Origin of the sequence: Aquirufa ecclesiirivi, assembly GCF_011250515.1 — a bacterium.
GTDB lineage: Bacteria > Bacteroidota > Bacteroidia > Cytophagales > Spirosomataceae > Aquirufa > Aquirufa ecclesiirivi.
On record NZ_JAANOP010000001.1, the window covers coordinates 111,322 to 133,294 of the forward strand.

At 39.2% G+C, this 21,973-nt stretch carries 15 protein-coding genes; 4 read left to right on the plus strand and 11 right to left on the minus strand.

What is annotated here, in order from left to right; all coding sequences use genetic code 11:
• Positions 1-197: 197 nt before the first annotated feature.
• Entirely contained in the window at positions 198-2,030 is a 1,833-nt protein-coding gene (gene rpsA / locus G9H65_RS00505; protein ID WP_166373396.1) for a 30S ribosomal protein S1, read from the minus strand.
• 237 nt (positions 2,031-2,267) lie between these two features.
• Here rpsA and G9H65_RS00510 point away from each other — a divergent pair, with 237 nt between their 5' ends.
• Positions 2,268-3,329, plus strand: a complete 1,062-nt coding sequence (locus tag G9H65_RS00510) for an aldose epimerase family protein (RefSeq protein WP_235927422.1) — start codon at positions 2,268-2,270, stop codon at positions 3,327-3,329.
• Positions 3,330-3,378: 49 nt separating this feature from the next.
• On the opposite strand, the gene mazG is transcribed toward G9H65_RS00510, so the two are convergent.
• The 3 genes from mazG to G9H65_RS00525 all read right to left on the minus strand — a co-directional run bounded on the left by mazG (position 3,379) and on the right by G9H65_RS00525 (position 6,087).
• Positions 3,379-4,179: a nucleoside triphosphate pyrophosphohydrolase gene (gene mazG / locus G9H65_RS00515; RefSeq protein ID WP_235927423.1), complete on the minus strand. Its 801-nt coding sequence runs from the start codon at positions 4,177-4,179 to the stop codon at positions 3,379-3,381.
• A 1-nt stretch (position 4,180) separates the two neighbouring features.
• Positions 4,181-4,927 carry a glycoside hydrolase family 16 protein gene (locus G9H65_RS00520; protein WP_205753208.1) on the minus strand — a complete coding sequence of 249 codons (747 nt, stop codon included), beginning with the start codon at positions 4,925-4,927 and terminating at the stop codon, positions 4,181-4,183.
• 296 nt (positions 4,928-5,223) lie between these two features.
• Positions 5,224-6,087 (minus strand): glycoside hydrolase family 16 protein, encoded by an 864-nt coding sequence (locus tag G9H65_RS00525; RefSeq protein ID WP_166373901.1) that lies wholly within the window; start codon positions 6,085-6,087, stop codon positions 5,224-5,226.
• 78 nt (positions 6,088-6,165) lie between these two features.
• On the opposite strand from G9H65_RS00525, the gene uvrB reads away from it, so the two are divergent.
• Complete coding sequence (gene uvrB, locus G9H65_RS00530; RefSeq protein WP_166373404.1) at positions 6,166-8,190, plus strand: excinuclease ABC subunit UvrB; 2,025 nt, start codon at positions 6,166-6,168, stop codon at positions 8,188-8,190.
• Positions 8,191-8,251: 61 nt separating this feature from the next.
• On the opposite strand, the gene pdhA is transcribed toward uvrB, so the two are convergent.
• Positions 8,252-9,262, minus strand: a complete 1,011-nt coding sequence (pdhA, locus tag G9H65_RS00535) for a pyruvate dehydrogenase (acetyl-transferring) E1 component subunit alpha (RefSeq protein ID WP_166373406.1) — start codon at positions 9,260-9,262, stop codon at positions 8,252-8,254.
• A gap of 180 nt (positions 9,263-9,442) precedes the next feature.
• On the opposite strand from pdhA, the gene recF reads away from it, so the two are divergent.
• Positions 9,443-10,546 (plus strand): DNA replication/repair protein RecF, encoded by a 1,104-nt coding sequence (gene recF / locus G9H65_RS00540; protein ID WP_166373408.1) that lies wholly within the window; start codon positions 9,443-9,445, stop codon positions 10,544-10,546.
• On the opposite strand, the gene G9H65_RS00545 is transcribed toward recF, so the two are convergent.
• The 6 genes from G9H65_RS00545 to G9H65_RS00570 form a co-directional block, all read right to left on the minus strand.
• Positions 10,541-11,725, minus strand: coding sequence for a glycosyltransferase (locus G9H65_RS00545; protein ID WP_166373410.1), 1,185 nt, complete (start codon positions 11,723-11,725; stop codon positions 10,541-10,543). The two genes, recF and G9H65_RS00545, sit on opposite strands and share 6 nt — an antisense overlap.
• 162 nt (positions 11,726-11,887) lie before the next feature.
• On the minus strand, positions 11,888-13,606 hold the full coding sequence (locus G9H65_RS00550) for a GMC oxidoreductase (protein WP_166373412.1): 1,719 nt from the start codon (positions 13,604-13,606) through the stop codon (positions 11,888-11,890).
• 23 nt (positions 13,607-13,629) lie between these two features.
• Complete coding sequence (locus G9H65_RS00555; protein WP_166373414.1) at positions 13,630-14,232, minus strand: gluconate 2-dehydrogenase subunit 3 family protein; 603 nt, start codon at positions 14,230-14,232, stop codon at positions 13,630-13,632.
• Positions 14,233-14,513: 281 nt separating this feature from the next.
• Positions 14,514-16,181: a RagB/SusD family nutrient uptake outer membrane protein gene (locus tag G9H65_RS00560; RefSeq protein ID WP_166373416.1), complete on the minus strand. Its 1,668-nt coding sequence runs from the start codon at positions 16,179-16,181 to the stop codon at positions 14,514-14,516.
• Positions 16,182-16,194: 13 nt separating this feature from the next.
• Positions 16,195-19,122: a SusC/RagA family TonB-linked outer membrane protein gene (locus G9H65_RS00565; RefSeq protein ID WP_166373902.1), complete on the minus strand. Its 2,928-nt coding sequence runs from the start codon at positions 19,120-19,122 to the stop codon at positions 16,195-16,197.
• A 280-nt stretch (positions 19,123-19,402) separates the two neighbouring features.
• On the minus strand, positions 19,403-20,425 hold the full coding sequence (locus tag G9H65_RS00570) for a LacI family DNA-binding transcriptional regulator (protein WP_166373418.1): 1,023 nt from the start codon (positions 20,423-20,425) through the stop codon (positions 19,403-19,405).
• 175 nt (positions 20,426-20,600) lie between these two features.
• On the opposite strand from G9H65_RS00570, the gene G9H65_RS00575 reads away from it, so the two are divergent.
• The gene (locus tag G9H65_RS00575; protein ID WP_166373420.1) at positions 20,601-21,971 is read left to right on the plus strand and encodes an MFS transporter; all 1,371 of its coding nucleotides are present in this window, start codon (positions 20,601-20,603) and stop codon (positions 21,969-21,971) included.
• Positions 21,972-21,973 lie beyond the last annotated feature (2 nt).

Consider the following 21,973-nt stretch of genomic DNA (forward strand, 5'->3'; position numbering starts at 1 on the left):
TTTGTCAACGTTTGAAACGTTGACAAATCTGCATTTAGCCTAGTAAAATTGTCAAAAAAACTTCAAATGACAAATCTATTTCTTGATATTTTACTAATTCCATGCTTTTATCAATCAATTGATTTAGACTATCAAATTCATTGGCACAAAAAAAGGGGCTTGCTTTCGCAAACCCCTTCAAGCAAACCTTAATTTACTTATTCAGCTTTCTTGGATTTTTTCTCCAATTTTTTGATCGCTTGAGCACGCTCAGCACCTTCCATCTGCTCTTTCAAGGCAGATAAAGCTCCGATATCACCCATAGTAGATTTCTCAGCTGTTACTGTGGTCTTTTCTGAAGACTTAGCCGCTGCCTTTTTCTTTTCAGGCTTAGCAGCTGCAGCTGTTTCCTCTGCAGTTGGTGCAGTGAAAGTACGTGTGTGAGAAAGAATAATCTTACGATCATCTTTTTGGAATTCAGTAACGATGAAATCCAAAGCCTCACCAACTTCCGCTACAGATTCATCTGCTTTAGTCAATTGCTTCAAAGGAGATAAACCTTCGATACCGTATGGCAATTCTAACACAGCCATTTTATCATTTTTAGAGATGATAGTAGCTTTGTGAGAAGAACCTACTGTGAATACACTTTCAAATGTATCCCAAGGGTTTTCTTCTAATTGTTTGTGACCAAGAGCCAAACGACGGTTATCAGCATCTAATTCGATTACGATAACATCCAATGAATCTCCCACTTTCACAAACTCAGATGGGTGTTTGATTTTCTTAGTCCAAGATAAGTCAGATACGTGAACAAGACCATCGATACCTTCTTCTAACTCAAGGAATAAACCAAAGTTAGTCAAGTTACGAACTGTTCCTTTGTGCTTAGTACCTACTGCATATTTAGACAATAAATCAGTTTTAGTCCAAGGATCTTCCGTTAATTGTTTGATACCTAAAGACATCTTGCGTTCAGAACGATCTAATGTTAACACAACTGCTTCCATTTCATCGCCTACTTTCAAGAAATCTTGTGGATTACGTAAGTGCTGAGACCATGACATTTCTGACACGTGGATTAAACCTTCAACACCAGGTAACACTTCTAAGAATGCACCGTAATCTGCTACGTTGACGATTTTACCTTTTACTTTAGAACCAACTTCAACATCAGTAGCTAATGCTTCCCAAGGATGAGCTTGTAACTGCTTCATACCTAAAGAAATACGCTTCTTGTTTTCGTCGAAATCTAATACGACAACTTGAATCTTCTGATCTAATTTCAACACCTCTTGTGGGTGGTTGATACGACCCCATGAGATATCTGTAATGTGCAATAAACCATCTACACCACCTAAGTCGATGAACACACCGAAATTAGTCATGTTTTTGATCACACCTTCTAATACTTGACCCTTATCTAAGTTGTTCAAGATTAATTGACGCTGCTCCTCAAGATCTTTTTCGATCAATACTTTATGAGAAACAACTACGTTGTCATTTGTATGGTTAATCTTAACCACTTTAACCTCCATGTTCTTTCCAACAAAAATGTCGAAATCACGGATAGGCTTAACGTCAATTTGAGAACCTGGCAAGAAAGCCTCGATTCCAAAAATATCCACGATCAAACCACCTTTGGTACGACGCTTTACAAAACCATTGATAATGGTATCTTCTTCTAAAGCACGCTCAATGTTGATCCAAGCTCCCATTACTTTCGCAAGCTTACGAGATAGAATCAATTGGCCATTTGAATCTTCTTGGTTTTCAATATATACTTCTACTTCGTCACCTGCCTTCAAATCCGGCATATCACGAAACTCAGAAGCAGATACCAAACCGTCCGATTTGAATCCAATGTTTACAATAACTTCACGGTCTGTTTTGCTCACAACAATACCTTTCACCACTTCCTTCTCAGTCACCGAATTCAAAGTAGCCTCAATGGCTGCTTCCATTTGTTTCTTTTGCTCAGCAGTATAATTACCACCGAAACCTTTACCATCGATCTGATCCCAGTCGAAATCTTTTTGTTTATTAGACATAATTTTTGCCCTAGGTACATCAACATGCTGGGCTAACACGTTGAAATTTAGATTAATAATTAATTTTTAAACGGGGTGCAAAGATAAATAAAATAATTTCAATTTCAACTGAATTCCTTAAATTAGAAGCCTCAAGACCATAACAACATGAAAAAACTCGCCATTTGGCTCCCAATTGCCTTCCTTTGTATTCAAATTTTATCTATTTCTTTATTCGCAAAACCTACTAAAGGCCCTATGTCCCTTACATCCAAACCATTCGGTAAAACACAAGCCGGAAAACCTGTTACCCTTTATACCTTAAAAAACACATCCGGCATGGAAGTTCAGATCATGAATTACGGTGGCATCATCACCAAAATTTTATGCCCTGATAAAAACAATCAAATGGAAGATGTTGTCCTAGGCTACGAAACTCTTCAAGAATATGAAAAAGGTTCACCCTATTTTGGAGCCATCATTGGAAGATATGGGAATCGAATTGCCAAAGGTAAATTCAGTTTAGATGGTAAAAACTATGAACTCTACACCCAAAACATGGGAAACCACCTGCATGGCGGTAAAGTAGGCTTTGATAAAGTAGTCTGGAAAGTCCTAGCAGCCGAAGGCGATGACAAAGGTTCCAAATTGGTTTTGTCATACCTTTCAAAAGACGGAGAGGAAGGTTATCCTGGTAATTTACAAGTTCAAGTTACTTATACCTTAAGTCCTGCCAATGAATTGGGGATTGAATACAAAGCCACCACCGACAAAGCCACCGTACTTAATTTAAGCAATCATACCTATTTTAACTTATCAGGTAATACCAAAAGAGACATTACTGGACATCAAGTTCAATTAAATGCCAACAAATTGGTAGCTGTGGATGAAACCTTAATCCCAACGGGCGAACTATTGGACGTAAAAGGTGGAGCATTTGATTTTTTACAGCCACACCTTATTTCGGAACGTGTAGATGCCGATGATATTCAAATTAAACGAGGAGGAGGTTATGACCACTGCGTGGTATTTGATAAAGCTCCAGGTGTTTTTGCCAAAGTAGGAAAAGTCACCGACCCTGTTTCAGGCAGAAGTGTGGAATTATCCACTTCAGAACCAGCCACGCAATTTTATACAGGAAACTTTTTAAATGGTACTTACAGCGGTAAATATGGTGTCAATTATACCAAAAGAATGGGCTTTTGTTTAGAAACTGAGCATTTTCCAGATTCTCCTAATCACCCTAGTTTCCCTAGCACTGTTTTACGTCCTGGGCAAACTTATGCGAGTAAAACAGTTTATCAGTTTACTCATAAATAAGATATACTATTTAACGAATCTCATTCGTTAGCTTAACGCTGTCAAGGTTTTAAACCTTGCCAGCGTTGCTTTTTTTAGCCTCTTCCCAATACACATCCATCTCGGCCAGTGTCATTTCAGATAGGCTTTTACCCGCTTCTTTTGCTTTCTTTTCCAAATATTGAAACCGATAAATAAACTTGCGATTGGTTCGCTCAACAGCCGTTTCTGGATTGATGTCAATAAACCTAGCAAAATTGACCAAACTAAATATCAAATCACCTAACTCTCCTTCTGCCTCCTCTTTTTGTCCTGAAGACAATTCTTTCCCAACAAATACTTCTTTAAACTCCCCTAATTCTTCTTCCACTTTGGCCCAAACTTGTTCCTTTTCCTCCCAATCAAAACCAGCTCCTCTAGCTTTTTCTTGAATACGCATCGCTTTCACTAAGGCAGGCAATGACCCTGGAACACCTGATAATACAGATTCATTTCCTTCTTTTAACTTTAAAGCCTCCCAATTAGCTTTCACTTCCTCCTCGGTTTCAGCTTTAGTATCTCCATAAATATGCGGATGTCTGGAAATCAACTTTTCAGCAATGCTGTCTAACACATCTTTGACATCAAAAGCTTGACTTTCAGAACCTATTTTACTGTAAAAAACCAAATGCAGAAACAGATCCCCAATTTCCTTCTTTACCTCCATTTGATCTCCATCTAAAATCGCATCCGACAATTCATAGGTTTCCTCAATGGTCAAATGACGTAAAGTGTCCATGGTCTGTTTCCGATCCCAAGGACACTTCTCCCTTAAATCATCCATGATGCATAATAATCTATCAAATGCCTCTGCAGCTTCTGGGTATCTCATATTATTGTTGTTTGTAAGCATAAATTCGCACATAATCCACTTCCATTTTGGCGGGAAAAACCGTATCATCTACTCCCTTTAAACCTCCCCAGCTCCCACCAACAGCAATATTCAGTAGTAAATACATCTTTTGGTCAAATGGCCAATCTTGCCAACCCTTACCTGAGTTTTTAAAACTCAAAGTCTCCTTTCCATCCAAAAATGTTTTAATGTAATCGGGCGTCCAATCCATGCGGTATTCATGAAATGCTGTATTAAAATCAGGTACTTGAGTAATGGATTCAGGATAAGGAACTATTCCTTTATTAGAATTATATCGATGAATCACCGAATGAACTTGCCCAGGATCATACCCAACATGTTCCATCATATCAATTTCTCCATTATTGGGGATATTAGTGGGGTCATATTTGTTCTCAGATGATAGCATCCAGATGGCGGGCCATGTTCCTCTTCCAGCAGGTAATTTGGCACGAACAACGACACGACCATAAAGAAAATTAAACTTATCATGCGTCACAAGTCTTGCAGAAGTATAATTTTTCCCAAAAAGCCGTTCCTTTCTGGCTTCGATAGTCAAAACTCCTCCATTGACACGCACATTATCTATATCTGCCTTAGTATAATATTGTAATTCATTATTTCCCCAACCAGTTCCACCCACTTGATAATCCCAGCGACTTGCATCTGGCAAACCATCAGTATCAAAATTATCCTCCCAGATTGGATTCTCAGTAAATTCATTCATGATTTCAGGTTCCGATTCGGTGATTTGACATGAAAAAAAACTACACAAGATTACCACTAGCCCGAATTTTACCCAAATTTTCATATCTAAACCCAAGAGAGAAATTTGTGATTTACCTTTCTCATATGTAATTAAATTGCTCAACAATTAATTTCAATCAAAGCTAGGACGCTATAAAAGTATGACAATGTCTTATTATCAGTTAGTTGATGAAAAATGTGCAATTATTTTGCCAAAAAAAACGTTCTAGACCTAACGCTGTCAAGGTTTGGAACCTTGCCAGCGTTGGGGAAAAATCATGGTTTCAATCCATATACCCGCACATAATCTATCAACATCTTGGAAGGGAAAATCGAATCATCCACTCCTTTTTGCCCTCCCCAATTTCCACCTACGGCAATGTTTAACAACAAATGTTGCTTTTTATCAAATGGCCATTCTTCCCATCCTGCCCTAGTATTTTGAAAGGAAAAATACTCCTTCCCGTCTATAAAAGCTTTTATATAATCCGGTGTCCAATCAATGCGGTAAACATGGAATGCCTGATCAAAATCCGACACCACCTGTGTTGCTGCTTTTTGTGTATTAATCACGTGATTAAATGCTTTAGTATGAACCGTGGCATGAACTACCCCCGGATCATAACCTACATGTTCCATGATATCTATCTCCCCATTATCTGGCCAATAGGTTTGACCATAATCCGTTTGGCTAGCTAACGTCCAAATGGCTGGCCAATTTCCACGACCAGCAGGTAATTTTGCCCGAACTTCTACCCGACCATATAAAAAATCTTGTTTACCCTTAGTAACTAACCTAGCTGAAGTATAATTCTTTCCCTCATAGTTTTCCTTTTTAGCCTCAATCGTCAAGACTCCATTCTCTATATGAGCATTATCCAAATCTGCTTTGGTATAATATTGAAGTTCATTATTTCCCCAACCGGATCCTCCTACATCATAAGACCAAAATTTATCATCTGGCAAGCCCGATTGATTAAACTCATCTGCCCAAATTGGATTTTCTGTAAAGCTATATTCCTTGGCAGGAATTGGCTTTATGTTTTGAATATTTAAAGGCTCAGGTACCGCAGAGCCCTGCTTGCATGCCAAAAAGAGTAGCAATACTAGCCCCGAGATTAGAACAATTCGTTTTTGCATCATCGATTATTTTAAATTTAAATTAAGGAGAATCAGCTCAAAATACCTAATTTGAGCCTCGATTTTATCTGCCTGCCCATGGACTTTAAATTAGTATCTTCCTATCAACCCACAGGTGACCAGCCCACCGCTATAAAACAATTGGTAGAAGGGGTAAATAAAAATGAAGCCGCCCAAACGCTTTTGGGTGTTACGGGTTCAGGGAAAACTTTTACGATTGCCAATGTCATTCAACAAATAAATAGGCCGACGCTCATTCTTAGCCATAATAAAACATTAGCCGCTCAATTATACGGAGAGTTTAAGTCTTTCTTTCCAGAAAATGCGGTGGAGTATTTTATCTCCTATTACGACTACTACCAACCAGAGGCATTTATTCCCACGACAGGTACTTACATTGAAAAAGACCTTTCCATCAATCAAGAAATTGAAAAACTGCGACTAGCTACCACTTCATCCCTTATGTCGGGAAGAAGGGATATCATTGTCATCGCTTCCGTTTCCTGTATTTATGGTATGGGAAATCCAGATGAATACCGAAATTCTATTTTGAGAATCGGTGTGGGTGAAATTATTTCTAGAAATCAGTTTCTCTTTCGCTTGGTAGAAATATTATATGCCCGTACAGAAGGCGAATTTTTACGAGGTACTTTTCGAGTAAAAGGAGATACGGTAGATATCTTTTTGGCATATGCCGACTTTGGTTATCGCTTCATCTTTTTTGGAGATGAAATCGAAGAAATCCATCGAATAGATCCTTGGACAGGGAAGAAGATATCTTCGGAAAAAATGGTTGCCGTATTTCCTGCGAACTTATTTGTGACGGGCAGAGAGACTTTAAATCAAGCAATTTCCTTCATACAAGCCGACTTAGTCGCTCAAATCAAACATTTTGAATCAGAAGGTAGACTTTTAGAAGCTGAGCGCATCAAACAAAGAACCGAATTTGATCTGGAAATGATGCGTGAGTTAGGTTACTGTTCTGGTATCGAGAATTATTCTAGGTATTTTGATCAAAGAAAAGCAGGTCAAAGGCCCTTCTGCTTATTGGACTTTTTCCCGGATGATTTCATGATGGTAGTAGATGAAAGCCATGCTACTATGCCGCAAATAAGAGCCATGTGGGGTGGCGACCGCTCCCGTAAGGAATCCTTGGTGGAATATGGGTTTAGGTTACCTTCTGCAATGGATAATCGCCCACTGACCTTTCAAGAATTCGAAGATATTATCGGCCAAACGATTTTTGTCTCAGCTACTCCGTCCGACTATGAATTACGTCGGTCTGAGGGGGTAGTTGTAGAACAAATTATACGACCCACTGGTCTCTTGGATCCAATGATTGAGGTGCGGCCCACCAAAAATCAAATTGATGATTTATTGGACGAAATCTACGATCGTGTCAAGAAAAAGGAAAGGGTACTTATTACGACCTTAACCAAAAGAATGGCCGAGGAACTTTCCAAATACCTAGACCGTGTAGGTGTAAAAGGTCGATATATTCACTCAGAAATTAAGTCTTTGGAACGTGTAGAAATACTACGAGAACTGAGATTAGGGGTATTTGATGTTTTGGTGGGAGTCAACCTGCTTCGTGAAGGGCTTGACTTACCTGAAGTATCCTTGGTAGCCATCATGGATGCCGATAAGGAAGGCTTCTTGCGGGATATCCGTTCCTTAATTCAAACCATTGGTAGAGCCGCTAGAAATGAAAACGGAAAGGTATTGATGTATGCCGATCGGATGACTGGTTCCATGGAAAAAGCAATTTCAGAAACCAATCGCAGAAGGGCCATTCAAATGGAGTATAATATAGCACATGGCATTACTCCTAAAACCATTTGGCGCAGCCATGATGAGATTATGGAACAAACATCCATTGCTGACCGCATGGCCAAACCTAATAAAAATTACCTGATTCAGCCCGAGGAGAAACTGGCTGCTGCAGATCCGCTTTTGGCTTATATGTCGAAAGGCGATTTGGTCAAGCAACGAGACAGCATCCGAAAAGAAATGGAAAAAGCTGCCAAAGAAATGGACTTCCCATTGGCTGCTAAATTCAGGGATGAGCTTTTGGCCGTAGAAAAACTCATTTCAGACAAATAATCCAAAATTTATTCAAAAAAAAAGCCCGAATCTCTTCGGGCTTTTCCTTATATATCAATGATTATTCTTCAATGAACGGATAATCTTCCTGTACATACACATCCTTGTATGCTTCTTCCTTCGAAGGGAATGGTGAATTTTCAGCAAACTCTACCGATTCTTGAACTTGGATTTTAATTTTCGCATCAATCTCATCTAATTCAGCTTGAGTCAAGATGTTATTTTCCAAAATAGTCATTTTAACTTGCTCAATTGGGTCACGATCCTTATAAGCTTCTACTTCTTCTTTAGACCGATATTTTTGTGGATCCGACATGGAGTGCCCACGGTAACGGTAGGTTCTAAATTCTAAGAAAGTAGGTCCTTCTCCAGCACGAGCTCTAGCAGCCGCGCGAGAAACTGCCTCATGTACAGCCTCCACATCCATGGCATCAACTGGCTCAGATGGCATATCATAAGCCTCTCCAATGGTATATAAATCAGTCACATTAGAAGTTCTAGCTACCGAAGTACCCATGGCATAACCATTATTTTCAACAACAAAAATCACTGGAATTTTCCAAGTCATCGCGATGTTGAAAGTCTCATGTAAAGAACCTTGACGAACCGCACCATCACCAAAATAGCAAATCGCAAGATTTCCTGTTTTGTTATATTTCTCAGCAAATCCCAATCCTGCACCTAAAGGAATCTGAGCACCCACAATTCCATGGCCACCCACAAATCCAACACTCTTATCAAAGATGTGCATGGAACCACCTTTACCCTTAGAGGCTCCTGTAATTTTACCATATAACTCCGCCATAATAGCATTAGGTGAAGTCCCTAAAGCCAATGGTATACCGTGATCGCGGTAAGCAGTAATGTATTTATCTCCTTCTTTTAAAGCCGATTTTGAACCAGAAGAACAAGCTTCCTGTCCAATATATAAGTGGCAAAAGCCTTTGATTTTTTGCATTCCGTACAATTGACCGCACTTTTCCTCAAACTTACGTTGCAATTGCATCGACTCATACCAATAACGATAGGTCTCTTTCGAATACTTAGGAGCTTTTGTTTCTTTCTTTGCCATGATATTATTCAAAAATTCATTTGCTTAGTCGAACGGGAAAATACCCATCAACCGAATCAGCTACGAAATTAAAACAAAAGCATTAAGCTGCCAAAAAATGAATGGATTTAGCCAAAATCAATCCGTAAAATCCGCGATTATTCGTTATTTTTACGATTCAAGCCTCATTTCTAAGCCCGCATGTACCTTAAATCATTACAGGTCAAACAATTTAAGTCCTATGCGGAAGCTCAATTTGATTTTATCTCAAACATCAATTGCATTGTCGGAGAAAATGGAATTGGAAAAACAAATCTCCTAGATGCCATCCATTTTCTTTCCATGACCAAAAGCGCACGAGGCATTGGGGATCCATTGTGTATCCAACATGGGGGAGATTTTTTTATGATTCAAGGGAATTTTGTTTACCAAAAACAAGACAATTCCAAGCTCTTAGCCAGTGAAACGCAAATTACTTGTGCCTATCAACGAGGACAGAAAAAAAGTTTTCTTCGTGACCAAAAAGCTTACCCAAGATTGGCAGATCACATTGGAAATTTTCCAGTGGTACTTATGGATCCCTATGATACGGATTTAATCCGCGAAGGAAGCGAAGAACGTAGGCGGTTTTTTGATGGTATGATGTCTCAAATGGACCGAGGGTTTTTAGATAATTTATTGCGCTATAATCGCATCGTTCAACAAAGAAATACCTTGTTAAAGCATTTTGCAGAGCGAGGCATGGTGGATCGAATACAGCTAGATAGCTACCATGAACCCATGGTTCAATTAGGAGAAAATATTGCTCTGGCTCGAATGGAATTTCTAAAAAAATATTTGCCTAATTTTCAGTCGCACTATGCCAAATTATCCGACGACCGGGAGCAAGTCAATATCAACATTGAGAGTACCTTCACTCTAGGGGATTTGGATGCCTCATTGCGCCAAGCTGAAGCACAAGATTTAGCTGCTCAAAGGAGTACCTTAGGTATCCATCGAGATGATTTCAGTTTTGAAATCAATGGATTTCCATTGAAAAAATTTGGTTCACAAGGACAGCAAAAAAGCTTTGTTGTGGCGCTAAAACTTGCCCAGTTTGACACTTTAGCTCAAGCTCATCCCAGAAAACCCCTTTTATTGTTGGATGATATTTTTGATAAACTAGACGATCGACGAATTCAGAGATTGGTACAAATGATGGCAGAAGATCATTTTGGACAGGTATTCATTACAGATGCCCGACCAGAAAGGACCAAGTCTTTATTAAAAAATCTGAAAGGAGAAATCAAGTATTTGGCCTTATAAAAACAAGCCTTGGTATAGAGTATCTGCAAAAGCCTTCTCTGAATTTTCTTGCTCCATTTTTTCCATTTGCTCTTTCGAAAAACCGATCCCTAAGTTCAAGTATTGTTCCAACTGTTCGGCTATTTGAACGGGGGATTGAGCATCCACGACCAAGCCTAAATGCATACTTTGAATCAGTTTCCCTAGTAATCCATAATGAGTTCCCAATACTACTTTTTTGGATATACTCGCTCGAATTAGAACGGAACTCATACCAACGTGATTTTGGTATAACATCAACACCAAATCTGCTGCCTCAAAACATAATTGAATGTCTTTCCCCTTTATTTCTTGGAAGATGGAAATTATCTCTAGATTAGGGTATTGTTGAAAAAGCTTTTCCAAATGAGCTTGATAAGCTGGACTTATAGACCCTGCCACCAGCAAACATAATTGACCAAGCTCTTCTGAGGTTAAATGCTTTGTCGACTGCAGAAATACTTCTATTCCTTTTCTTGGGTCCAAGTTGCCAAATAGTAAACATACTTTTTTGTTGGCAGGAACATGCCATTTTTCTCTAAATGCGAGCAATTCCTCTGGACTGATCTCATACGCTCTCACGGGATCAGAAATGCGCATAACTTGGGTTTTCCCCAACAAAGGGCGGATATGCTTGACAGCCTTATGGTCCAAACTAAAAAGTACTTTCATGGAAGACCGAAGCGTCGACAAGCGTAGCATCCATTTCTTAATGAAAGCGCTTTTCCAAGAGGCTTTTCGGTAATAAAAATTGGGTCTAAAATAAATTCCCCCTAATTGAAAATGGGCTTTTTTACCCAATAACATACCCAATTGAAAATAATCAAAGTACATCAATAGACCGTGACTGGCTTCCCAAGCTTCACTAATGTCGACGTACAAATTCCACTCAGACATGGAGCGTTTATAAATTGACTGCCCATGAAGTCGCTGTATAGTGGAAGAATCTAATGGATGAAAATGTATATTATTCCCTAAATCAAAGCCCCAAACTTGACGGTTATTTTTGAAACTTTGAATAAAGTTTTCGGGCACAATCAGTAGTAACTCGACGTCTGGCTTGTGACTAAACTGATGAATTAGATAGGCCAAATAATCCGTATGATGGCCGTCATCAATGGAATCAAAAATACTTAATCGATAAGTTGGTGAGGCCGCCATAAGGTATCAAAATTAACAATAAATTAGGGATTCTTCATGTATTTTTCAAGACTTAACAAATCCCATTTCTACTGAATGACCCGTCATTTATATCCCTTGAAACAAATATGGGTGTACAAAAAAAGGGGCCTAATGAGCCCCTTTTTTATTTTAAGAAAAGAATTACAAATTACGCTTCTTCAATTCACTTACGGCGAAATCAGCCGCACGTGCAGTTAAAGCCATGTAGGTTAAAGATGGATTCACGCAGGAAGCAGAAGCCATTGCCGCTCCATCAGTCACAAATACGTTTTTCACGTTATGAACCTGATTGTGCTTATTTAACACGGAAGATTTGGGATCACGACCCATGCGGGCTGTACCCATTTCGTGAATACCTAGACCGATATGTGTATTTGAATTATTGTAAGCGTTGACATTTTTGAACCCGGCTGCTTCAAGCATTTCAGCGGCATCATTCATCATATCTTGGCGCATTCTAATTTCATTTTCGCCAAATTCCGCTTCAAATTCTAGCACAGGTAATCCCCACTTATCTTTTTGTGATTGACTTAAAACAAAACGGTTATTTGGATTTGGAAGAATTTCCCCAAAACCTCCAAAACCAATAGACCAAGTACCTGGATGAGTTAAGCTCTCTTTGAATTCCGCTCCAAAACCATCCATGTTGGTACCACGTCCCCAACCAGCACGACTAGCTCCTCCTTGATAACCGAAACCTCGAATGTAGCTACGCTTATCATTACCCCAGTTACGGAAACGAGGAATGTATAAACCGTTTGGACGATTACCAAACATATAATCATCATTGAAACCTTCGATTTGAGCTGAAGCACCAACACCTAAATGGTGGTCCATGATATTACGACCTAATTGATCGCTATCATTTCCAAGTCCATTGGTAAAACGGCTCGACTTAGAGTTCATTAAGATGGAAGTAGAGCCAATAGCACCTGCGTTAACGAAAATGATTTTAGCAAAATATTCCGTGACAGCCATGGTGTTTTGATCAATCACACGTACACCTTTTGCTTTTTGACTTGCCTCATCATAAATGATTTCGGAAACAATGGCATTGTGAATCATGGTCAAACGTTTGGTACGCATAGCAGCAGGCAAGGTCGCTGACAATGAGCTAAAATATCCACCGTATGGACATCCACGCATACATTTATTGCGGTATTGGCAAGCACCTCTACCTAATGCTGTATGGTGAGCACCTGGCTGAGTTAAGTGAGCTACACGACCAATGGTTATGGGGCGCCCTAATTTCTTATTCACCTGGTTTTTAAAATGCTCTTCTGGGGCAGTCATGGCCATGGCAGGTAAAAATTCTGAATCTGGTAATACATCCAATCCTTCTCTTTGACCAGAAATACCAGCAAATTTCTCTACATAAGAATACCATGGTGCTAAATCTTCGTAACGGATTGGCCAATCTGTTCCAATACCATCTTTGGCATTAGCTTCAAAATCTTCTTTATTCCAACGGTAGGATTGGCGTCCCCAAAGTAAGGATTTACCTCCCGTGTGGTAGGCACGAATCCAATCAAATCCACCTTTTTTCTCGATGTACGGGTTTTGCTTATCGTTTTCAAATAAGTAACGGTGCTCCTCATTCGGTGTATAGCCAGTACGCATTCCCGCCCAATATTCCTCAGCAGCCATATTGGTTGGGCGACCACGGTGAGGGAAATCCCAAGGGTCTTTCAAAGCCGTCTCATAACCTTCTACGTGTTTAATTTCACGACCACGCTCTAAAACGGCTACTTTTAAACCTTTTTCTGTTAATTCTTTGGCAGCCCAGCCACCTGATATACCCGATCCTACGACAATAGCGTCAAAGGTCTGGCTTTTTATTGCATCTATGTTAAGATTCATGTGAGTAATGGTAAATGGTCAAATTAATATTGAAATGCCTTTTGGCCTGGCTTTAATTTAGTTGCTTCAAATTTGCCAGGAACTGTTACGTATTCGAAAGAAGACGTAATTCCTTTTTCAGAGGTAAAATAACCAAACAGTGTTAACTCCTTGATTAGTCTCCAGAATGGAACACCATTATTTCCCTCTAAGGTTTCTTTATCGACATTATCCCCTACTTTTTGTTGTTTTAAACGATAAGAACTCATCAATTCTTTGGTATTGCTTTCTAGTAATTTCAACATGGCAACTTGACCACTTGCGTTTTGATTTAAAAAACCAGCTTTATCTAAATCATTCACACCTTTTAAGAAACTTCTTTGCTCTGGCAATTTGTAGCAATCTTGTAGCATTAATTCAATAAATGCGGGAACACCAGCATCGATCGCACCTGGAGTAGCTGTTTTGGGAATGATGTGTTCGGCTACAGCGGCTACAATTTTTCTCTGTGAATCTGATAAGCTAAATGAATCAGCAATGGCTGTCTTGCCGCTGTGTTTCGCTTCCATGGCCATCAATGTCGGAGCGGTAATCGCTCCCCCTAACATCAAAGCTATTTGGGAGATGGCATCTCTTCTTGTAAGCATAATTTTATGGGTTAATAAGTTCTTGATAGATTCCGTTTACTCAATCAATTTGATAAGAAAACAAATTTAATCAGAATATTGATTTTTCAAGAAGAAATACAAAAAAAAGGGACTGATTAAAATCAGCCCCTTTATAAATAATTAAATCAACGAATGTATTCAAGAATTAAAATCTCTAAAAAATTATCAAATAATTGAATAGGTTTAGAGGTAAAATTTGGAGAAATTCACCAACGCTGTCAAGGTTTTAAACCTTGACAGCGTTAAGCAAAAAACAATGTTTAATATCCTGGATTCTGTTTCAAATAACCCGTTAAGTTAGATGCTCCATCGATCGCAGTTTGAGGGATAGGGAATAAACGCATGTTTTTATCCGTGCTACTTTTCTCTGTCCATGAATCCTCGTACTTTCCAAAACGAATTAAGTCTGTTCTACGTTGATTCTCCCAATAGAATTCGAATCCACGCTCACGAAGTAATGTGTTCAAATCAATGCTCGTTAGAGCAGGAGCAGATTTAGTACGTGCTGCACGAACTGCATTCACATCAACTAAAGCACCAGCAGCATCTGACTTACGTAATTTAGCTTCAGCTCGCATTAAATAAGCATCTGCTAAACGAATGATGACGATATCAGCCTCACCGAAGTTACGTCCAGAAGAAGACTTCTTAGAGAACTCATACTTCTCTACACGATATCCTGTGCTATAATCACTACCAGCTGTTGTGAAATTCACTGTCTCTGTATGAACAACTAAAGGATAAGGTGCTTTTCCACGTGTATTATACAATGGACCCACCTTAAATTTACCATCTGGACATTTCACAAAGGCACCACTTTGATACACTAGGCCATATTGTTGACCTCTTAAAATACCACGGTCAATATTATATGAAGCACCATCCACACATTCTACTTTAGGGTCTACGTTTCTCTTGTAAAAACGAGGATCCGCATCAGCTGGATCTACATTTCCATAAGCACTTACCCATGAACGATAGAAGTCTGGTGTAATAGCAGGACCGTCTGTACCGTTAGCCGCTGGATAAGCAGGTAATGGACGTTGATCATTGGCTAATGAGAAATAAGACATACGGTTGTGTCCGTTCAATTCTGCACGTTGGTCAACAGCAAAAATCAATTCTTTGTTGGTATGGTTATCATTTCCGAAAATCGCAAAATAATCAGCTGATAAAGCGTATTGACCAGAACTGATGATCTTTCCTGTATACTCAATTACTTTGTCCATATCAGCAGCTGAATGGTTCAAAGTAGCTCCATAAGGATCACGATATGCTGCTGCATTCAGGTGTAATTTGGCTAATAATCCCCAAACAGCACCTTTCGTAATACGTCCAGGCCCAGTCGTTGTTTCTACAATAGGCTCAATCGCTAACAATTCTGTACGAATATAATCTACTGCTTTATCCGTTCTCAAAATGGTAGAAACATCTCCTAAATCTTCTTTTTGGAATGCAATACCGAATAAATCCAACATCAATAAATTGTAGTAAGCACGCATTCCACGGGCTTCAGCAATGTATAAATTAGCTGATGGGTCCTTATTTACTTTCAAAGAGTTGATTGCTGTTACTGAACGAGAAATACCTTGTAAAATCAAGTTCCAAGTATTTCTTACGTTCGGGTCTGTACTTGTAGTCTGGTGACGGTGTAGAGACAAATAGATACCATTATCACCCCAGTCAGTACCTCCACGATAGGGAAGGATAGCCTCATCTGTAGAAATCTCAGTTAAAGCGAACAAGTTGGTATGTTGGTAAATACTAGGCAATAAAGCATATGCAGGAGCTAAAATTCCATCTGCCGCCTGCTTATCAGTTACGGTAGTGGCGTTGTACTCATCTAAAATGATCTCATTCAAATTGGTACAGCTATAAAAAGCCATCATACCAAACAGAATTATGGTTATTTTTCCTATCTTTTTCATTTTTGTTTAACGATTAAAATGTAAGATTTAAGCCGAAGATGACAGATTTAGCTTTTGGATAGCTCAAATAGTCAATTCCATAAGATAATACTCCGTTCATAGAACTATCCTTATTCACTTCTGGATCAAATCCGTCGTAATTGGTAGCAATCCATAAGTTTTGTCCTGTTACAGATAAACGTAAAGCAGATACCCACTTACTAATACCTAACTTCTGTGTATCAAATGTATATCCCAATGTAGCATTGTTCAAACGTAAGAAACCACCGTCTTTCAAGAAACGAGTAGATACTGGAGCTGCATTACTGTTGGATTCTTTTGAATCAGCAAATGCCGCAGGAGTCGTGTTGGAGTTTTTCGCGATTTTCAACTTGTAGAAAGAAGAGTTCGCTGTATTGTCATAAATTTTATTTCCAGCAACTCCGTTGAATTGTAATGACAAATCAAATCCTTTATAAGCTAAATTTCCAAAGAAGTTATATTGGGTGGTTGGCAAAGCCGTTCCAGCAGCAATACGATCCTTATCAGTGACGATACCATCACCATCTACATCACGGTAAACACTCATACCTTTATCATCAAATCCAGTAAATTCTTTCAAGAAGAATGTACCGATAGGCTGACCGTTGATATAACCATTGATGGTCGCTGAAGTTAAACCAGAACCAGATGCAGAACCTGAAGGGATAACTGTGTAAGGAGAACCAACTACTTCATTTTTAATCAAAGTTAGGTTACCTCCCAAGCTATATTTCCAGCCAGTTTCTGTTGTTCCTTTGTATTCCAAATCCAATTCCAAACCACTGTTATTGATTTTCATATCTTTCACGTTAGCCCAAACAGAAGAAGCTGGTTGAACTGGATCTGAAGGAATAACTTCCAATAACATGTTGTTAGAAACCTTGTTGAAATAATCAATTGATCCAGAGAATGCTCCGTTTCCAAAAGCAAAATCCAAACCTACGTTACTTTGTGTTGAAACCTCCCATTGAATGTCTGGGTTAGCTAAACGAGAATACGTAATCCCTGATGGGAAAGTCGAAGTAGCATCCAAAGGATAAGAAGTAGAACCGGAGATGGTCGAAGTAAACAAAGGTTGCGTAATTTTCGAAGGAATCTCTTGGTTACCTGTTTGTCCCCAACCGGCACGAAGTTTCAAATTGCTGATATTGGTATTCTTTAAGAATGCTTCTTCAGAAATTCTCCATCCCAACGAGAATGAAGGGAATACACCGTATTTATTGTTGGCACCAAATTTAGAAGAACCATCAGCACGAACGGTAGCTGTTGCTAAATACTTGTCCTTATACTGGTAGTTAAAACGACCAAAATATGATTGCAACTCATTAATGAATGCCGAACCACCTGGTTTATTGGTTGCCATCGTCAATTCTTGACCTACGCCAGGATTGTAAATAGGGTCAATCGGCAAATCAGCTGGGAATTTATTAATGCTCCAGTTACGGTATTGCACTTTAATTTTTTGATATGAATGACCTACCAAAGCAGAGAAATTATGATCTCCTTTGTCGTACGTATAGGTCAAATAGTTTTCAATCAAACGGTTCGTATTACTTGCTAAATACGAATCCAAACGACCATCTTGCTTAGGAATATTACTTCCCAAAGATTCCACATCACGCGTTGAAGTAGAATTATCTAAACCAAAGTTTAAACGATACACTAAACCTTTCACAATCTTCAATGAAGGAGAAATGCTAGCGATTGTACGGTTGATGGTGGTAATATCTTTAAACAGGGTTAATCCCAATAATGGATTAGAAGCTGTATTGTAACGAGCCAATTTACCATCTGCAGTATATGCAGGAAGCGTTGGGTTATTGGAGATAGCCGTTCCTAATAAACCTTCCACAGAAGGGCGCTCATTGTTTGTATTCGTAACGTTCAAGTTAGCATCTACGACCAAACGATCCTCCCAGAATTTCTGAGTTACATTGATACGACCCGTGTAGCGATCTAATTGATTGTTTTTCAAAATACCTTGTTGAGCTTGAGCTCCAAAAGAGGCATAGTAGGAAAGTTTATTAGCTCCACCACCTAAACTCAAATTATAGTTTTGAGTTAAAGCCTGACGAGTAATTTCTTTTTGCCAATCTGTATTTCCACCAAAATCCTCCAAATTACCTCCATTAGCCACTACTTGCTTACGGAATTCAGATGCAGATAATACAGGTAAAGCGCGAGCAATACTTGAAACAGCTAAACTAGAGCTGAAATTCAAGGTAGAAACACCTGCCTTACCTTTTTTAGTCGTAATTAATACGACACCATTGGCACCACGAGCACCATAAATAGCAGTAGCAGAAGCATCTTTTAATACGTCGATTGTTTCAATATCTTGAGGATTCAAGAAGTTCAATGGGTTTCCACCTCCGGTACTTGAATTATCCAAAGCTAAACCATCAATAACAAACAAAGGAGTACTACCTGTACGAATACCTCCAGGTCCACGGATGGTGATTCCTTGATTACCACCTGGCTCACCAGTGGCAGATGTTACATTCACACCAGCTACTTTACCTTGCAATAATTGCTCTGGTGAGTTGATAATACCTTTGTTGAAGGCTGCACTTTGTACCGACTTCACAGATCCTGTGACATCGCGTTTGTTTTGAGTACCATAACCCACCACAACCACTTGTGCTAAGTCAGCTGAATTTGCCACCATGGCAATTTCTAAGGATGTTTTAGAACCTACAGTAACTTCTTGAGATGCATAGCCTAAATAGCGAACCACTAAGACTGAATTGTCATTGGGTACAGAAATGGTAAAGGCACCATTTACATCGGTACTTACCCCTTTCGTAGTACCTTTAAGCATTACGTTACCGCCGATGAGTGCCTCTTTTGTCGTGGCATCAATCAATCGACCTTTAATTTGTTTACCCGCTTGTGCGTTCACATCGAATGCCCCAAGCATGAATATGCTAGCTACAAAAAATAGTACTATACGAGTACTTACATTTCGTAACAACGCACACCATAATGGATCGTGTAATTGTTTTTTCATGAATTGATTTTTTGAAATGGTAATTTTTGGGTTTAAAATTTTTTGAAATTTACCTATTAATAATTGTAATATCTTCACAATATTTTACGCAAACGTTTGCAATTGAGGCTATCTGGGTATTACAATCCCGCAAAAGTAGAACGTTGGCCTTAATACTCAAGAAATCCGATATTAAGGTATTGTTAATTCATCATGATGAACGAAGGGAGGATTCCCTGATGATTAACTTCGGGTCCAATGAAATAGTAACAGGATCCAATTTTTGATCTTTTTTGGACAAAAACAATTTTGCTGCTTCTTCTCCTATTCTTCTGCTTTGTCGAGAAACTGAACTTAATGGGGGATGTCCGAAAGTGGCTAAGGGAATATCATCGAATCCCACGATAGCTACTTCTTGTGGTACAGATATTCCCATTTCCCGCAAAACAAACATGGCGGCTATACAAACCTCGTCATTTACACCAAATATAGCATCGGGCTTATGTGTCGACTGCATCAGGTTTCGAGTAGCCTGAATAGCGCTCTCTGCTGAGAAATGCACGTATTGTATCAAATCTTCCTCCACTTGTCGACCATTGGCTAAAAGGCAATCCTGAAAACCCAGAAAACGCTGCTGAGAAACACTAATACCTGAGGGTCCATGCAAATGAGCAATTCGCTGGCATCCCATGTCCACTAAATGTTGCGTGGCCATAAATGCTCCTTGGTAATCATCCGTCACTACTCGATCGGAAGCAACGCCATGATTAGGGCGGTCAATAAATATAACAGGTAAAGCACGCTGAATGACTCGATCAATATGCTCACCTAATTGTTGGTCATAACTTTCCTGAGCCATGGAAATAAATAGACCATCAACCCTATTAGCCAACAAACGATCGATGTATTCCTTTTCAATGGTATGGGATTCATTGCTCACACAGATATTCAGCAAATACCCCGATTTCAAGAGAATTTCCTCCATTCCTTCCAAAATAGACGACTCATGGTAATGCGTGATGGAGGGCAAAATAAGCCCCAATGTCATGGAGCAATTGTTTAATAAACTAAGTGAGAGCGTATTTTTCTGATAACCCACCTTCAAGGCATATTCCTGAATGGTTTTGCGAGTTTCAATATTAATAGCAGGATGGTCATTTAATGCCCGCGAGATAGTAGATGGCGCGCATTTAAACTTCTTGGCTATATCTTTTATAGAAACGGAGTTATTCAATATATCAGTATATTGGTATTATGCCAAATATATAATTTTTTTACGTGAAAAATCGTTTTCAAGCCTAAAGGCTGTCAAGGTTTGAAACCTTGACAGCCTTAGGCGAAGAGCACATTTCAGATTAGGATTTTAAAGGCAATATGGTTAATTTCATATTTTCTAAACCTTTTGTTATATGACTGCTTCGGATTCCGAATTCGATAATAATAAGATTCCCGTTAAAAAACTTTGGCAAGTAATCATTGCCTCCTCCGTTGGAACCGTTATTGAATGGTATGATTTCTATATTTTTGGAAGCCTTTCAGCGATTATATCCCTTTCATTTTTCCCCAAAGATGACCCTACCGCAGCCTTTATTTCTACCTTAGCTGCCTTTGGAGCAGGTTTTGTCGCTCGTCCCTTTGGAGGAATTATCTTTGGGCGATTAGGCGATCGAATCGGAAGAAAATATACTTTTTTATTAACCCTCATTTTGATGGGTGGCTCCACTTTCGCTATAGCGTTTATCCCGAGTTATTCTGACATCGGATTGGTTGCCCCAGCTATCCTTCTTTTACTTCGTATCATTCAAGGTCTTGCACTGGGTGGTGAATATGGAGGAGCCGCCACCTATGTGGCTGAATATGCTCCCGATGCTCACCGTGGCAAATACACTGCCTACATACAAACTACGGCTACCTTAGGTTTTTTCGTATCCATCATCGTTATTTTGATTTGTCAAAAAATCATGGGTGAGGCCGAATTCAAAGATTGGGGCTGGCGTATACCTTTTGCCCTTTCAGGTATTTTGGTGATTGTCTCTTATTTCATTCGTCGAAATATGCATGAATCCCCTCTTTTTGCCCGATTAAAAAAAGAAGGTAGACTATCCGAAAATCCTTTGCGTGAGGCTTTTGCCAGTAAATCCAATCGTCGTTTGATGCTCATTGCCATGTTTGGGGCGATTGTTGGACAAGGTGTGGTTTGGCATACGGGTCAATTCTATGCACAAATCTTCATTAATAAAATCTTGATGGTGGATTTCACCACGACCAACTTGATCATTGCCGCCTCCTTAGTGGTAGGAACTCCTCTATTCGTTGTGTTTGGTAGTTTGTCTGATCGTGTTGGTAGAAAAAAAATCATGCTAGGCGGTATGGCACTAGCCGCTATTTTATACTATCCTTTATTTGCTTGGATGTCAGATATTGTCGGACAAGAAGGCACTTTGATTGATGGAGCTTATCATTTAACGACAACAGGTACGGTAAAGCTTGCATTTATATGTATCCTTTTAGTTACGTTTGCGGCCATGGCATATGGACCTATCGCGGCATTTTTAGTGGAATTATTCCCAACTAAAATTCGCTATACTTCCCTTTCTATTCCCTACCATTTTGCCAATGGAGTATTTGGCGGCTGTGCGCCTTTTGTGGCAACTTGGTTAGGAGCGGTAACTCATTCCAATTTCTCAGGCATATTTTATCCGATTACCTTGGCTGCATTGACAGTCATTATCGGTGTCATCTATTTACCAGAAACAAAAGGAAGAGCTATAATGGATTAAGG